The 14051-nt window shown below is 67.4% G+C and carries 16 protein-coding genes; 11 read left to right on the forward strand and 5 right to left on the reverse strand.

Going from position 1 to position 14051, the window contains the following annotated elements:
* Positions 1-57 precede the first annotated feature (57 nt).
* The 5 genes from rpsT to KIP89_RS16620 all read right to left on the reverse strand — a co-directional run bounded on the left by rpsT (position 58) and on the right by KIP89_RS16620 (position 3377).
* Positions 58-324 (reverse strand): 30S ribosomal protein S20, encoded by a 267-nt coding sequence (gene rpsT, locus KIP89_RS16600; RefSeq protein ID WP_213756707.1) that lies wholly within the window; start codon positions 322-324, stop codon positions 58-60.
* A 177-nt stretch (positions 325-501) separates the two neighbouring features.
* Complete coding sequence (locus tag KIP89_RS16605) at positions 502-1275, reverse strand: enoyl-CoA hydratase (RefSeq protein WP_213756708.1); 774 nt, start codon at positions 1273-1275, stop codon at positions 502-504.
* Positions 1276-1284: 9 nt separating this feature from the next.
* Positions 1285-2184 (reverse strand): bifunctional DNA-formamidopyrimidine glycosylase/DNA-(apurinic or apyrimidinic site) lyase, encoded by a 900-nt coding sequence (gene mutM, locus KIP89_RS16610; protein ID WP_213756709.1) that lies wholly within the window; start codon positions 2182-2184, stop codon positions 1285-1287.
* Positions 2185-2228: 44 nt separating this feature from the next.
* Positions 2229-2849, reverse strand: a complete 621-nt coding sequence (locus KIP89_RS16615) for an HAD family hydrolase (RefSeq protein ID WP_369807182.1) — start codon at positions 2847-2849, stop codon at positions 2229-2231.
* 9 nt (positions 2850-2858) lie between these two features.
* Positions 2859-3377, reverse strand: a complete 519-nt coding sequence (locus KIP89_RS16620) for an invasion associated locus B family protein (protein WP_213756710.1) — start codon at positions 3375-3377, stop codon at positions 2859-2861.
* A 340-nt stretch (positions 3378-3717) separates the two neighbouring features.
* Between KIP89_RS16620 and coxB the strand changes: the two genes are divergently transcribed.
* From coxB to KIP89_RS16675, 11 genes are all read left to right on the forward strand, one after another.
* Positions 3718-4611: a cytochrome c oxidase subunit II gene (gene coxB / locus KIP89_RS16625; protein ID WP_369807183.1), complete on the forward strand. Its 894-nt coding sequence runs from the start codon at positions 3718-3720 to the stop codon at positions 4609-4611.
* Positions 4612-4679: 68 nt separating this feature from the next.
* Positions 4680-6287 carry a cytochrome c oxidase subunit I gene (gene ctaD, locus KIP89_RS16630; RefSeq protein WP_369807184.1) on the forward strand — a complete coding sequence of 536 codons (1608 nt, stop codon included), beginning with the start codon at positions 4680-4682 and terminating at the stop codon, positions 6285-6287.
* A 160-nt stretch (positions 6288-6447) separates the two neighbouring features.
* A complete protein-coding gene (locus KIP89_RS16635; RefSeq protein ID WP_213756713.1) occupies positions 6448-7401 on the forward strand; it encodes a heme o synthase in 954 nt (317 codons plus the stop codon).
* Positions 7402-7426: 25 nt separating this feature from the next.
* Positions 7427-7609, forward strand: coding sequence for a cytochrome c oxidase system small membrane protein (locus KIP89_RS16640; protein WP_213756714.1), 183 nt, complete (start codon positions 7427-7429; stop codon positions 7607-7609).
* A 6-nt stretch (positions 7610-7615) separates the two neighbouring features.
* A complete protein-coding gene (locus KIP89_RS16645; RefSeq protein WP_213756715.1) occupies positions 7616-8248 on the forward strand; it encodes a cytochrome c oxidase assembly protein in 633 nt (210 codons plus the stop codon).
* A gap of 101 nt (positions 8249-8349) precedes the next feature.
* On the forward strand, positions 8350-9186 hold the full coding sequence (locus KIP89_RS16650) for a cytochrome c oxidase subunit 3 (RefSeq protein ID WP_213756716.1): 837 nt from the start codon (positions 8350-8352) through the stop codon (positions 9184-9186).
* Positions 9187-9343: 157 nt separating this feature from the next.
* Entirely contained in the window at positions 9344-9730 is a 387-nt protein-coding gene (locus KIP89_RS16655) for a DUF983 domain-containing protein (RefSeq protein WP_213756717.1), read from the forward strand.
* Positions 9727-10491, forward strand: a complete 765-nt coding sequence (locus tag KIP89_RS16660; protein ID WP_213756718.1) for an SURF1 family protein — start codon at positions 9727-9729, stop codon at positions 10489-10491. Before KIP89_RS16655 ends, KIP89_RS16660 begins: the two co-directional genes overlap by 4 nt.
* An 83-nt stretch (positions 10492-10574) precedes the next feature.
* Positions 10575-11984, forward strand: coding sequence for a threonine synthase (gene thrC / locus KIP89_RS16665; RefSeq protein ID WP_213756719.1), 1410 nt, complete (start codon positions 10575-10577; stop codon positions 11982-11984).
* Positions 11981-13261: a M16 family metallopeptidase gene (locus tag KIP89_RS16670; RefSeq protein ID WP_213756720.1), complete on the forward strand. Its 1281-nt coding sequence runs from the start codon at positions 11981-11983 to the stop codon at positions 13259-13261. Before thrC ends, KIP89_RS16670 begins: the two co-directional genes overlap by 4 nt.
* 18 nt (positions 13262-13279) lie before the next feature.
* Entirely contained in the window at positions 13280-13888 is a 609-nt protein-coding gene (locus KIP89_RS16675) for a GNAT family N-acetyltransferase (protein ID WP_213756721.1), read from the forward strand.
* The last annotated feature ends 163 nt before the right edge of the window (positions 13889-14051 follow it).

Genomic DNA, 14051 nt, shown 5'->3' on the forward strand with positions numbered 1-14051 from the left:
GCCCGGCGCGGGCGCCGGGCTTGCGAACTACTTTGAGTTGCTTTGCGTCGTTCGCCGTCAGGCGCCGAGCTTGGCCACGCGGTTGGCAAGGCGGGAAACCTTGCGCGAGGCGGTGTTCTTGTGGAGCACGCCCTTCTGCGCCGCGCGCATGATCTCGGGCTCAGCCGCCTTGAACGCGACAGTCGCCGCATCACGGTTGCCGGACGCGAGAGCGTCCTCGAGCTTGCGCACAAAGGTGCGCATCCGCGACCGACGGTTCTTGTTGACCTCGGTACGGCGCTCGATCTTGCGAGCCGCCTTTTTGGCGGAGGGCGTATTGGCCATCGGCCGTCCTCTTCATCATCGCAAGGTCGGCACGAGCCGTTCCTTGCCAGAATTTGGTTGCAAAATACAAAGCGGAGCCAACCCGGAGGAGCGCCGCGCGAGTGGCGGGCTTATAGTCGGCACCCGCCGCCGCGTCAACATCAAAGCGCCCGAGACCGGCGCGCAGGAGCGCCGCGCCTAGCTATTCCTGAAGGACGGGCTGCGCTTTTCCACGAAGGCGGCCATGCCTTCCTTCTGGTCGGCGGTGGCGAACAGGGCCTGGAACAGCCGGCGCTCGAATCGGATGCCCTCCGCCAGCGTGGTCTCGAAGGCGCGGTTGACGCTCTCCTTGGTCATCATCACGGCGGGCAGGGACAGGCCGGCGATGGTGTCGGCGACCTTCATCGCCTCGCTCATCAGCCCGGCAAGCGGGACGACCCGCGAGACGAGGCCATAGCGATCGGCCTCCTCGGCGCTGAGGTTGCGGCCGGTGAGGCACATCTCCATCGCCTTCGCCTTGCCGACGGCGCGCGCGAGCCGCTGCGAGCCGCCGGCGCCGGGCATGATGCCGAGCTGGATCTCCGGCTGGCCGAAGCGGGCATTCTCCGCCGCCAGGATGACGTCGCACATCATCGCCAGCTCGCAGCCGCCGCCGAGCGCGTAGCCCGCGACCGCCGCCACCACCGGCTTGCGGCAGCGCGACAGCCGCTCCCAGGAGGTGATGAAGTCGTCCTTGTAGGTGGCGGGGAAGCCGAGATGCTGCATCTCCTTGATGTCCGCCCCGGCGGCGAAGGCGCGCTCGGAGCCGGCGAGCACGATGCAGCCGATGCCGGCATCCGCCTCGAACATGTCGAGCGCCCGCGCCAGCTCGCCGATCAGCGCGGCGTTGAGCGCATTGAGCGCCTTGGGGCGGTTCAGCGTGATGATGCCGACCCGGCCGTTGGTCTCCACCAGGATGTTCTCATAGGCCATGGACGTCCCCTAGCGTTGGCAGGAAGCACAATAGAAGGTCGAGCGCCCGCCCTGCACAAGGCGGGCGATGGTGCCGCGGCAGCCGGGCGTGAGGCAGGGCTCGCCCTCCCGGTCATAGGTACGGAAGGTGTGCTGGAAATAGCCCAGCGTGCCGTCGACCTGCGCATGGTCGCGCAAGGTCGAGCCGCCGGCGTCGATCGCCTCCTCCAGCACCACACGGATCGTGGCGACCAGACGCCGCGCCGCCGCTGTGGGCCGGCCGGTGGCGGTGACGAGGGTGGTGGCGAGCCGCTCCGGGGCGATGCCGGCGCGATGCAGCGCCTCGCAGACATAGATATTGCCCAGGCCGGCAACGACCTTCTGATCGAGCAGCGCCGCCTTGATCGAGGTGCGCCGGCCCGCCAGCGCGCGGGAAAGGCTCGCCGCGTCGAACCCGTTGCCGAGCGGCTCGGGGCCCAGCCCGGCGAACAGCGGGTGGCGCTCGAACGCCTCATGGGAGGCGAGCAGCATGGCGCCGAAGCGGCGGGGGTCGTTGTAGATCACCTCAACGCCGCCATCGAGATGGAAGACGACATGGTCGTGGGCCGAGGCTTTCGAGCGCGGCAGGTGGAAATCGCCGGGAATGAGGGTCGGCGCCTGCGTCTCCTCGATGCGGAAGGAACCGGACATGCCGAGATGCATGATCAGGATCTCCGCCTCCCCGCCATCGGCGGGTTCGAGATCGGCAAGCAGGTATTTGGCGCGCCGGCCCAGGCTAACGATCCGCCGGCCGGCCAGCCGCTCGGCGAATCGCTCAGGGAGCGGCCAGCGCAGGTTCGGCCGGCGGGCAATCGCCTCGCGAATGCGGCGCCCCTCCATGACCGGTGCCAGGCCGCGACGGACGGTCTCGACTTCGGGAAGCTCGGGCATCGGGATCCTGTTGGCGGGGCCTGCGGGCGGCGTGTCCGCGATCTCTATATAAGGGCGAGGTCGGCGAGGAACGAGCGCAGCTCTGCCGCGTCGCGGAAGCAATGGGCCTTCAACCCGGCCTTCAACGCCCCTTCCACATTGGCGATCTTGTCGTCGATCATCACCGCCTCGCCGGGAGCGACGCCGTACAGGGCGGCGAGGCGCGCATAGATCGCCGGGTCCGGCTTCTTGGTGCCGAACTCCGCCGCCACATGCATGGAAGGACCGAACACCTCGCGCAGGCCGGGCACCAGCGCGTCGAAGTGCTCCTTCATGATGAAGCCGTTATTGGTGAGCAGCGCCAGCGCCGTCCGCCGGCGCACCGCGAGGGCGAGGTCGACGACCGCCATATCCATCGTCATGGCGAGCCGGCGGGTACGGAACCAGTCCTCGCGGGCGAAGGGGACGCCGAGCGCGGCGGTCACGGCGGTGAGATAGGCATCGGCGGAAAGCCGGCCCGCATCGGCGGAATCCTCGATGCCGCTGGCCCAGATCAGGCGTTCGACATCGGCGACGGCAAGGCCGGCCATCTGCGCGATGGCGGCGCGGCGGGCCTCCACGTCATAGCGCAGAAGCACGTCGTCCATGTCGAAGATGACGAGCCGGATGGGCGAGGGGGGGCTCACGGCGCGCCCTCACGGAAGCGCGTCGAAGCCCTCGCCGAAGCCTTTGAGGCTGAGGGGGATGCCGATGCCTTCCTCGGGCGTCTGGAACACGATGAAGGTGGCGTTCTGTCCGTTGCGCATCTGGCCGACGAGCTTGTCGTCCATCACCACCTCGGCGACGCAGCCATTGGGCACGCAGCGCACGAAGCCGGCGCGGCCGACATCCACATCGTCGATCTTCAGGCCGAGGCCGGAGGGCAGCAGCACGCCGAGCGGGGCGAGCACGCGCAGGAGGCGGCTCTGCTGGTCGGCGGTCTTGAGCACGATGACGGTGAGGCCGACATTGGGCCGATCATCGGCCTGCACGCTTTGGAGCAGCACGCATTGCTCGGACTGGGCGCCGGGCGGCGTGTCGCAGCGAATCTGCCACTCGCCATGGACGGAGCGCACGACCCCCTGCGCCTGCGCCCCGGCGCTTGCCATCGCCAGCAGGGCGAAGGCGGCGACGGCCGCGAGGAAGGACGAACGGAGGGCCGCGAAACCGCGCATCAGCTGTCTCCCGAAAATCTGACTGAGGAGTCTTCTAAAGAATCGCCACGGCGGGACAAGGCGAATCGTGTGTGAGCTGCGTAAGAGCAGCGCATGAGGTGCGCGGCAAGAGCGCATCACATGCATGTCAACAATGCGGCGGGGCGAGCCTTGCCCCAGCGGCATTGGAGATAGAACGGTTCCAGGCACCCGACGTCATGTCGCAGGAGCAGAAGGCCCCAGGCGCGTTGCCCGCGTGTCCTTTTTGTGTTTGATGAAGATCAAATGCCACTGGCCCGACGGGCGGCTTGTCTGTGTCGAAGCCGGGGTACAGTGGGAGTTGATGGGAGTGACGATCGCGATGAAATCGTGGATCCGCAACGCTGGACGGACCGCCGCCGGCTTTATCGGTGCAATGGTCGGCGTGCTGGCCCTGACGATTGCCGGTGCGGGTGTGGCCGCCGCCGGCACGGGCCAGCCCTCGCCCTGGCAGATCGACCTGCAAGGGGCGGCGTCTCCCGTGATGGAGACGATGCACTCGTTCCATAACTTCCTGCTGGTCATCATCACCGCCGTCGTGCTGCTGGTGCTGGTGCTGCTCATCGTTGTGGCGGTGAAGTTCAACGAGAAGGCCAACCCGGTCCCCTCGCGCACCACGCATCACACGCTGATCGAGGTGGTGTGGACGGTGGTTCCGGTCCTGATCCTCGTCGCCATCGCCATCCCGTCCTTCCGTCTGCTGTTCCTGCAGCTTGACCTTCCGAAGGCGGACATGACCGTGAAGGTGACCGGCCATCAGTGGTACTGGTCCTATGAGTATCCCGACAACGGCCAGTTCAGCTTCGACAGCCTGATGGTGCAGACCGCCGACCTTCAGCCCGGCCAGCCGCGCCTTCTGGCGGTCGACAACGAGGTCGTGGTGCCGGTCGGCAAGATCGTGCGCATCCAGGTCACCGCCGCCGACGTCATCCACTCCTTCGCCATGCCCTCCTTCGGCCTGAAGATCGACGCCCTGCCGGGCCGGCTGAACGAGAGCTGGTTCCAGGCGACCAAGGAAGGCGTCTATTACGGCCAGTGCTCGGAGCTGTGCGGACGTGACCATGCCTTCATGCCGATCGCCATCCGGGTCGTGAGCGAGGCCGACTTCGCCGCCTGGGTGGAGGAAGCCAAGCAGAAATACGCGTCGGCCGACCAGCCGGCCCGCATCGTCGCGCAGAACGATGTCGGGCAGGCGGACGCCGCCGGGGCGCGCTGAGCGCCTTTTCCCGCGCGGCGCCTCGCGCCTCGCGCAATCACAGTTTCAGAGCGTGTGAAAACGCGCGAATGAGGGACGGTTCCATGGCATACGCAGCCGGTCACGCGGGCGATCCGACGGGTTGGAAGCGCTGGGTCTATTCGACCAACAACAAGGACATCGGTGTGATGTACCTGATCTTCGCCATCGTGGCGGGGATCGTGGGCGGCATCCTCTCGATCGGCATCCGTGCCGAGCTGCAGGAGCCGGGTCTCCAGATCTTCTCAGATCCGCAGACTTTCAACGTCTTCACCACCGGCCACGGCCTGATCATGATCTTCTTCATGGTCATGCCGGCGATGATCGGCGGCTATGGCAACTATTTCATCCCGCTGATGATCGGCGCGCCGGATACCGCCTTCCCGCGCATCAACAACGTCGCCTTCTGGCTGCTGCCGCCGTCCTTCGCGCTCGCCATCCTCTCCCTCTTCGTCGAGGGCGCGGCCGGCTCCAACGGCTTCGGCGGCGGCTGGACGATCTACCCGCCGCTCTCCTCCAAGCTCGGCCACCCCGGTCCGGCGATGGATCTGCTGATCCTCTCGCTGCACATCGCCGGCGCGTCCTCGATCCTCGGCGCGATCAACCTGATCACGACGATCCTGAACATGCGCGCCCCCGGCATGACGCTGCACAAGATGCCGCTGTTCGCCTGGTCGCAGCTCGTGACCGCCTTCCTGCTGCTGCTGTCGCTGCCGGTTCTGGCGGGCGCCATCACCATGCTGCTGACGGACCGCAATTTCGGCACGACCTTCTTCGATCCGGCCGGCGGCGGTGACCCGATCCTGTTCCAGCACCTGTTCTGGTTCTTCGGTCACCCCGAAGTGTACATCCTCATCCTGCCGGGCTTCGGCATCGTCTCGCACATCGTCTCGACCTTTTCGAAGAAGCCGATCTTCGGCTATCTCGGCATGGCCTATGCGATGGTGGCGATCGGCGTCGTCGGCTTCGTCGTGTGGGCGCACCACATGTACACGGTGGGCCTGTCCTCCTCGACCCAGGCCTATTTCGTCGCCGCGACGATGATCATCGCGGTGCCAACAGGCGTGAAGATCTTCTCCTGGATCGCGACCATGTGGGGCGGGTCGATCTCGTTCCGCGTGCCGATGCTCTGGGCGATCGGCTTCATCTTCCTGTTCACGGTCGGCGGCGTCACCGGCGTCGTGCTCTCCAACGCCGGCATCGACCGCGCGCTGCACGACACCTATTACGTCGTGGCCCACTTCCACTATGTGCTCTCGCTCGGCGCGGTCTTCGCGATCTTCGCCGGCTGGTACTACTGGGCGCCGAAGATGTTCGGCTACATGTACAGCGAAGGCATCGCCAAGGTCCATTTCTGGCTGACCTTCATCGGCGTGAACCTCGTCTTCTTCCCGCAGCACTTCCTCGGCCTCGCCGGCATGCCGCGCCGCTACGCGGACTACCCGGATGCGTTCCACGCCTGGAACTTCGTCTCCTCGATCGGCTCGTATATTTCGGGCTTCGCGGTGCTGGTGTTCCTGTTCGGCGTGTACCGCATGTTCGCCGCCAAGGTGCCGGCGGGTGCGAACCCGTGGGGCGAAGGCGCGACCACGCTGGAGTGGACCCTGCCGTCGCCGCCGCCCTACCACCACTTCGACGTCCTGCCGAAGATCAAGTGATCGGCCGGACCTGATGTGACGACACTCCCGGCGCGGACCGTCCCGCCGGGAGTGATCCAGACCCAGGCGGGGCGGACCCGCCTGCCGGGCCTGCCCGGAGACCTTGCCGGTGCGCCGGCCCGCAGCGACGCATCGCCCCGCGCGATGCCGGAGTGACCTGATGAGCGACCTCGCCTCGAGCGATTATGACCTGACCGGCCCCGCGCAGCGCCCGCTGGAGGCGCCGCACTATGCCTCGGTGTCGGATTATGTCGCCCTGCTCAAGCCGCGGGTCATGTCGCTCGTCATCTTCACGGCGCTGGTGGGCATCGTGCGCGCGCCGGGCGACGTGCATCCGGTGATCGCCTTCACCGCCCTTCTGTGCATCGCCATCGGCGCCGGCGCCTCGGGTGCGCTGAACATGTGGTGGGATGCCGATATCGACGCCGTGATGAGCCGCACCAAGAGCCGGCCGATCCCCTCCGGCCGCGTCGCGCCGGGCGAGGCGCTGGCCTTCGGCATGACGCTGTCGATCGGTTCCGTGCTGGTGCTCGGCCTGCTCGTCAACGAACTGTCCGCCGCGCTGCTGGCCTTCACCATCTTCTTCTACGCCGTCGTCTACACGATGTGGCTGAAGCGTTGGACGCCGCAGAACATCGTCATCGGCGGCGCGGCCGGGGCTTTCCCGCCCATGGTCGGCTGGGCGGCGGCCTCGGGCGGCATCGGCCTGGAGAGCGTGCTGCTCTTTCTCATCATCTTCTTCTGGACTCCGCCGCATTTCTGGGCGCTGGCGCTCTACAAGTCCGGCGACTATGCCCGCGCCGGCGTGCCGATGCTGCCGGTGGTGGCCGGCACCGCCGAGACCCGGCGCCAGATCCTGCTGTACACGCTGGTCCTCGTGCCGCTGGCCATGTCGCCCTTCTTCCTGGGCATGGCGGGCATCGCCTATGGGGTGGTGTCGGGCGTGACCGGCGCGCTGATGCTGCTGCTTGCCGTGCAGGTCTATCGCCGCCGCGAGGGCGCTCCCGCCGAACAGGCGGCCAAGCGTCTTTTCGCCTTCTCCATCCTCTATCTCTTCCTGCTGTTCGCCGTGCTCCTGGTCGAGGCGGTGGCGCCGGCCGGGTTCGGGCTGTGAGCGCATGGCTGGAGGGAGAATGACGATGGCCGACAAGAACAAGCCGATCACGCCGGAGACGGACGGTGTCGTGCTCAGCGACGAGCAGAAGCGCCGCCGCCGCCAGCGTTCTGTGGCGATCGCGGTGGTGCTGGCGGGGCTGTGCGTGCTGTTCTACGTCGTCACCATCGTAAAGCTCGGCCCGGCCGTGCTGATCAGGCCCCTGTGAGGCGTCATGGCAAAGGATCACCACACCGAAACCGGAGAGGTCGCCCCTGAGGCACCCCGCCGTGCGCGCAGCGGCGCCAATCACCGCATCGTCGCACTGAGCTGCGCCGCCTTCGTCGCCACCATGGTCGGCGCGTCCTACGCCGCCGTGCCGCTCTACCAGATGTTCTGCCAGGTCACCGGCTTCGGCGGCGCGACCAAGGTGGCGACGGCTGCGCCCGAGCACGCGCTGGAGCGCACCATCGAGGTGCGTTTCGACGCCAATGTGGCGCCGGGCCTCGACTGGAGCTTCGCGCCGGAAGTCCGGGCCGTGACGGTGCGCATCGGCGAGACCAAGCTGGCCTATTACCGCGTGCACAATCGCGGCTCGCAGCCGGTCACCGCCGCCGCGACCTACAATGTCACGCCGGCGCAGTCGGGCGTGCATTTCGCGAAGATGCAGTGCTTCTGCTTCACCGACCAGACGCTGCAGCCGGGCGAGAGCCTCGACATGCCCGTCATCTTCTTCGTCGATCCGGCGCTGGCCGAGGACCCGGAGATGAACGGGCTGAAGACCATCACCCTGTCCTACACCTTCTTCCCCAAGGCGGCGGCTCCCGTCGCGGCGGGCAAGCCGGAGCCGGGCAAGACGCCCTTGTAACCTGAGACCCTTGTAATCCGCCGCGTGAAGCGGGCAGAACGCCACATTGCGGGCACGCCGGTGCCTCGCTAGAGAAGAAGACCGAACGGAGAGCGCGACCCATGGCCGAGGCCCACGCGAAACACCACGACTACCACCTCGTCGACCCGAGCCCGTGGCCCTTCGTCATCTCGGTGTTCGCGTTCATTCTGGCCGTCGGCGCGGTCTTCTGGATGCATGGCCAGCTGACCTCCCTGGTCATGATCGCCGGCTTCCTCGGCGTCATCTACACCATGGTCGTGTGGTGGCGGGACATCATTCGCGAGGCCGAGCACCAGCACGCCCATACGCCGGTGGTGCAGCTCCATCTGCGCTACGGCATGATCCTGTTTATCGCCTCCGAAGTGATGTTCTTCGTCGCGTGGTTCTGGGCCTTCTTCGACGCCTCGATCTTCGCCGGCGAGGCGATCAACTACACCCGCGCCGAGTTCACCGGCGGACACTGGCCGCCGAACGGGATCGAGACCTTCGATCCCTGGCATCTGCCGCTGCTCAACACGCTGATCCTGCTGACCTCGGGCACCACGCTGACCTGGGCTCACCACGCGCTGGTGCATGGCGACCGGCAGAGCGCCAAATGGGGCCTGTGGCTCACCGTCGGCCTCGGCTTCCTGTTCTCGCTGCTGCAGGCCTATGAGTACAGCCACGCGACCTTTGCCTTCTCCGGCAATATCTATGGCGCGACCTTCTTCATGGCGACCGGCTTCCACGGCTTCCATGTGATCGTCGGCACCATCTTCCTCGCTGTGTGCCTGGGCCGTCTGTATGCCGGCCACTTCACGCCGACCCATCATTTCGGCTTCGAGGCTGCCGCCTGGTACTGGCACTTCGTCGACGTGGTGTGGCTGTTCCTCTTCACCTTCATCTATGTCTGGGGCGCCGGCACCTCCGCCCATTGAGGATGATGGCTCCTTCGGCGATCAGGGCGGCGCGAGCCGCCCTTTTCATTTGACGCCCCGGTCTGGCCCTCCGGCGGTGATGCCGGCCACGGCCTGCGGGCGGCGCTACGCGAAGGTCGGGATTCCTTTCGGTCGCCAAGCGGAGTAGAAGCCGGACATGGACCTGCAACCGTTTCATTCGGGCGTCTCGCCCTATCAGGCGGGCCTCACCTGCCGCTGTCCGCGCTGCGGGCGGGGGCGGCTGTTCAACGGCTTTCTCACCGTGGCCCCGTCCTGCGAGTCCTGCGGGCTCGACTACAGCTTCGACGATTCCGGCGACGGGCCGGTCGTCTTCATCATTCTTCTCGCCGGCAGCCTGGTCGTCGGGCTGGCGCTATGGGTGGAGATCGTCTTCACGCCGCCCTTCTGGGTTCATGCGCTGCTCTGGACGCCGCTGGTCCTGATCTCGACGCTGGGCCTGCTGCGCCCGCTCAAGGCGACGATGATCGCCCTGCAATACACGAAGAAGGCCGAGCAGGGCCGGCTGGACAAGGGTGACGCGTGAGCGAGGCCGTGCCGGCTGGGTCTGGCCGTTCGCCGCTGCGCCGCCTGCTGCCGGTCTCGCTGGCGGTGCTGGCGGCCTTTCTCGTGCTGGTCGGGCTCGGCACCTGGCAGATGGAGCGGCTGGTCTGGAAGCAGGACCTGATCGCCAAGGTGGAAGCGCGCATCCATCAGCCGCCGCAGGCCGTGCCCGCCGAGGCGGACTGGGACGCCGTGAACTTCGAGCAGGATGAATACCGTCCCGTGAGCGCGCAGGGGCGCCTGCGCCATGATCTGGAAGTGCAGGTCTATGCGCTGATCGACAAGACGCCGAATGGCGGGGGTGGGCCGGGCTACTGGGTGATCACCCCGCTCGAATTGCCGGATGGCGCGACCATCCTCGTCAATCGCGGCTTCGTGCCGCTCGACCGGCGCGCTCCGTCGAGCCGCGCGGAAGGGCAGGTACCGGGGCTGGTCACCATCACCGGGCTGCTGCGCACGCCGGAGGAGGCGGGGCTGTTCACGCCGGGCAATGATGCGGCGAAGGACAGCTGGTTCGTGCGCGACCCCGTTGCCATCGCCAGCGCCAAGGGGCTGCTGCGCGTCTCGCCCTTCTTCATCGACGCGGATGCCTCGGCCAATCCCGGCGGGTGGCCGAAGGGCGGGCTGACGCGCATCACCTTCCCCAACCGGCATCTGGAATATGCGCTGACCTGGTACGGGCTTGCCGCCACGCTGCTCGGGGTGTTCGCGGCCTATGCCTGGCCGCGCCTGCGCCGCCGTTGAGCGCGGGGCTGACGCGCGCCGGCGCGCTTGCTTCCGGCCCGCCCCACCACTAGTTTGCCGCGACTTTCTGACCGGAGGCGCGCGTGCGCTATATCTCGACCCGGGGCGAGGCGCCCGTTCTCGCCTTTTCCGATGCCCTGCTCGCCGGCCTTGCCCGCGATGGCGGCCTCTATGTGCCGGAGGCCTTCCCGGCGCTGAGCGCGAGCGAGATCGCCCATTTCGCCGGCCACTCCTATGCGGAAGTGGCGGGCAAGGTGATCGCGCCCTTCCTCGATGCGGCCTTCGCCCCCGCCGTGCTGAAGCCGATGCTCGAGGAAGCCTATGCGAGCTTCCGCCATCCGGCGACCACGCCGCTGGTGCAGATCGCGCCCAACCGTTTCGTGCTGGAGCTGTTCCACGGCCCGACGCTGGCCTTCAAGGATGTGGCGATGCAGCTGCTCGGCCGGATGATGGACCATGTCCTCATCCAGCGCGACCAGCGCGCCACCATTGTCGGCGCCACCTCGGGCGATACCGGCGGCGCCGCCATCGAGGCGTTCCGCGGCCGCGAGCGGACTGATGTGTTCATCCTCTACCCGGCTGGCCGGGTCTCCGAGGTGCAGCGCCGGCAGATGACCAGCGTGCCGGACGCCAATGTCCACGCCATTGCCATCGAAGGCACGTTCGACGATTGCCAGGCGCATGTGAAGGCGATGTTCAACCATCACGCCTTCCGCGACGAATTGCGGCTGGCGGGCGTGAACTCGATCAACTGGGCGCGGATTGTCGCCCAGGTGGTCTATTATTTCGTGGCCGGCGCGGCGCTCGGCAGTCCGCACCGCCCGGTCTCGTTCATCGTGCCGACCGGCAATTTCGGCGATGTGCTGGCTGGCTATGTCGCCAAGCGCATGGGCCTGCCGGTGGACCGGCTGACCATCGCGACCAATGTGAACGACATCCTGTCCCGCACGCTGGCGACCGGGCGCTATGAGATCACCGGCGTCATGCCGTCTTCCTCGCCCTCCATGGACATTCAGGTCTCCTCCAATTTCGAGCGCGTGCTGTTCGACGCGCTGGACCGTGACGCGGGCGCGCTGCGCGGGCTGATGGCGAGCCTCGCCCAATCCGGCGCCTTCGCGCCGCCCAATGCGGCGATGGCGGCGATCCGCGCCGATTTCGACGCCGGCCGCACCGATGAGGCGCAGACCGCCGAGACCATCGCGCGGGTGCGCCGGGAGACCGGCTATCTGCTCGATCCGCATACCGCCGTCGCCGTCTCGGTGGCGGAGCGCGCGGCGCATGATCCGCGCGTGCCGCAGGTGGTGCTGGCCACCGCCCACCCCGCCAAGTTCCCCGACGCGGTGGAGCGTGCCTGCGGCGAGCGCCCGGCGCTGCCGCCGCATCTGGCGGACCTGATGGAGCGGCCGGAGCGCACGCCGACCCTGCCTAACGACATCACGGCGATCGAGGCCTACATCACCGCCCACGCCCGCGCCTCGGGACACACGGCATGAGCGAGGAAAAGGGTCCGCGCATCACCCGTCTCGACAATGGCGTGACCGTGGTGACCGACGCCATGCCGCATCTGGCCACCGCCTCGCTCGGTATCTGGGCCGGGGTCGGGGCACGTGATGAGGAAGCCGACGAGCACGGCATCTCGCATCTGCTGGAGCATATGGCGTTCAAAGGCACGCGCCGGCGTAGCGCGCGGGGCATCGCCGAGGAAATCGAGGCGGTCGGCGGCGACATCAACGCGGCGACCAGCGTCGAGCATACCAGCTACAATGCCCGCGTGCTGGGCGAGGACGTGCCGCTCGCCATCGACGTGCTGGCCGACATTCTCACCGAACCGGCCTTCGATCCCGAGGAACTGGAGCGCGAACACAATGTGATCGTGCAGGAGATCGGCGCGGCGCTCGACACGCCGGACGATCTGGTCTTCGACCTGTTCCAGGAGCGGGCCTTCCCCGGCCAGCCGATCGGCCGCTCGATCCTCGGCACCCCCGAGACCGTGCGCGCCTTCGGCCCGGATCGGTTGCAGCGTTATCTCGGCCGCAATTACCGCGCCCCCAAGCTCATCGTTGCCGCGGCCGGCGCGGTGGACCATGACCGGCTGGTCGCCGAAGCGCAGGCCCGTCTCGGTGGAATCGCCGGCGATGACAAGCCGGTGCCGGTGCCGGGCCGCTATGAGGGCGGGGTCGAGATCGGCGGCGGGCGGGAGCTGGAACAGGCCCATCTGCTGATCGGGCTGGAGGGGCTCTCCTACCGGGATCCCGGCATCCACGCCTTGCAGGTGTTCACGAATGTGCTGGGCGGCGGCATGTCCTCGCGCCTGTTCCAGGAGGTGCGGGAGGCGCGCGGGCTCTGCTACGCCGTGTACTCCTTCCACTGGGGTTATTCGGATACCGGGCTGTTCGGCATCTATGCCGGCACCGATGGCGGGGACGTCGGGGAGCTGGTCGATGTGGTGATCGATCAGATCGAACAGACCATCGAGACCATGAGCGAGGCGGAACTTGCCCGCTCGAAGGCGCAGGCCAAGGTCGGGCTGCTGGCGGCGCTGGAAAGTTCCGGCGCCCGCGCCGACCAGCTCGCCCGGCAGATGCTCGCCTTTGGCCGGCCGATCGCGCTGGAGGAGATCGTCGCCAAGGTCGAGGCGGTGACGCTCGACGCGGCCAAGGCGGCAGGTCGCGGGCTGATCGCGCGGGGGCGGCCGACCTTCACCGCGCTTGGGCCGGGCAAGCCTCTTGAATCCGCGGCGCGTATCGCGGAACGTCTCAAGCCGGCATAACCCTTTACGGCAGGCTTCATGGCCCTGTTTCGCACGGTCTCCTGGCCTGAGCCGCCCTCGCTGATCGAGGGCGAGGGCATCGTGCTGCGCATGCCGCATATGTCGGACTTCGCCGCCTGGTCGGAATTGCGCGAGCGCAGCCGCGCCTTCCTCACCCCCTGGGAGCCGCTATGGCCGCCCTACGATCTCACCCGAGGCTCGTTCCGCCGACGGATGCGGCGCTACCAGCGCGATGTGCGCGAGGATATCGCCTATCCCTTCTTCGTCTTCCGCGCAGCTGACCGGACGCTGCTCGGCGGGCTGTCGCTGTCCAATGTGCGGCGCGGCGTGACGCAGACCGCGAGCCTCGGCTACTGGATGGGCGCGCCTTATGCCGGCAAGGGCCATATGAGCGCGGCGGTGCGGGCCCTGCTGCCCTTCGCGCACGGCGCTCTCGGCCTGCGGCGGATCGAGGCGGCCTGCCTGCCGACCAACACACCGTCCATCCGCCTGCTGGAGCGTGCGGGCTTCCACCGGGAGGGTTATGGGCGGGAATATCTCTGCATCAACGGGAGTTGGCAGGACCATCTTCTCTATGCGCGCCTTGCCACCGATCCGGTCGCGCATGAGGGCAGGGTGGTTGTTTAGGAGTGTTCAAAAGTGGAGTTGCGTTGAGTTGCGGCTCCTTTTCTAGAATGACTAAAACCTATCCGTCTGTTTGCTGCCATTATGCGTTTATGTGATCGGGACATGGGGTTTTCCCGATTGACGGAAGGCGGGATTAGCGCGAGAACCTAAGCATAGGGCTGAT

Origin of the sequence: Ancylobacter radicis (assembly GCF_018449475.1) — a bacterium.
Taxonomy (GTDB): Bacteria; Pseudomonadota; Alphaproteobacteria; order Rhizobiales; family Xanthobacteraceae; genus Ancylobacter; species Ancylobacter radicis.

Excerpts from the sequence above, each read along its gene's own strand:
- rpsT (WP_213756707.1), bottom strand. The coding sequence starts at position 324 with ATGGCCAATACGCCCTCCGCCAAAAAGGCGGCTCGCAAGATCGAGCGC.
- KIP89_RS16605 (WP_213756708.1), bottom strand. The coding sequence starts at position 1,275 with ATGGCCTATGAGAACATCCTGGTGGAGACCAACGGCCGGGTCGGCATC.
- mutM (WP_213756709.1), bottom strand. The coding sequence starts at position 2,184 with ATGCCCGAGCTTCCCGAAGTCGAGACCGTCCGTCGCGGCCTGGCACCG.
- KIP89_RS16620 (WP_213756710.1), bottom strand. The coding sequence starts at position 3,377 with ATGCGCGGTTTCGCGGCCCTCCGTTCGTCCTTCCTCGCGGCCGTCGCC.
- coxB (WP_369807183.1), top strand. The coding sequence starts at position 3,718 with ATGAAATCGTGGATCCGCAACGCTGGACGGACCGCCGCCGGCTTTATC.
- ctaD (WP_369807184.1), top strand. The coding sequence starts at position 4,680 with ATGAGGGACGGTTCCATGGCATACGCAGCCGGTCACGCGGGCGATCCG.
- KIP89_RS16635 (WP_213756713.1), top strand. The coding sequence starts at position 6,448 with ATGAGCGACCTCGCCTCGAGCGATTATGACCTGACCGGCCCCGCGCAG.
- KIP89_RS16640 (WP_213756714.1), top strand. The coding sequence starts at position 7,427 with ATGGCCGACAAGAACAAGCCGATCACGCCGGAGACGGACGGTGTCGTG.
- KIP89_RS16645 (WP_213756715.1), top strand. The coding sequence starts at position 7,616 with ATGGCAAAGGATCACCACACCGAAACCGGAGAGGTCGCCCCTGAGGCA.
- KIP89_RS16650 (WP_213756716.1), top strand. The coding sequence starts at position 8,350 with ATGGCCGAGGCCCACGCGAAACACCACGACTACCACCTCGTCGACCCG.
- KIP89_RS16655 (WP_213756717.1), top strand. The coding sequence starts at position 9,344 with ATGGACCTGCAACCGTTTCATTCGGGCGTCTCGCCCTATCAGGCGGGC.
- KIP89_RS16670 (WP_213756720.1), top strand. The coding sequence starts at position 11,981 with ATGAGCGAGGAAAAGGGTCCGCGCATCACCCGTCTCGACAATGGCGTG.
- KIP89_RS16675 (WP_213756721.1), top strand. The coding sequence starts at position 13,280 with ATGGCCCTGTTTCGCACGGTCTCCTGGCCTGAGCCGCCCTCGCTGATC.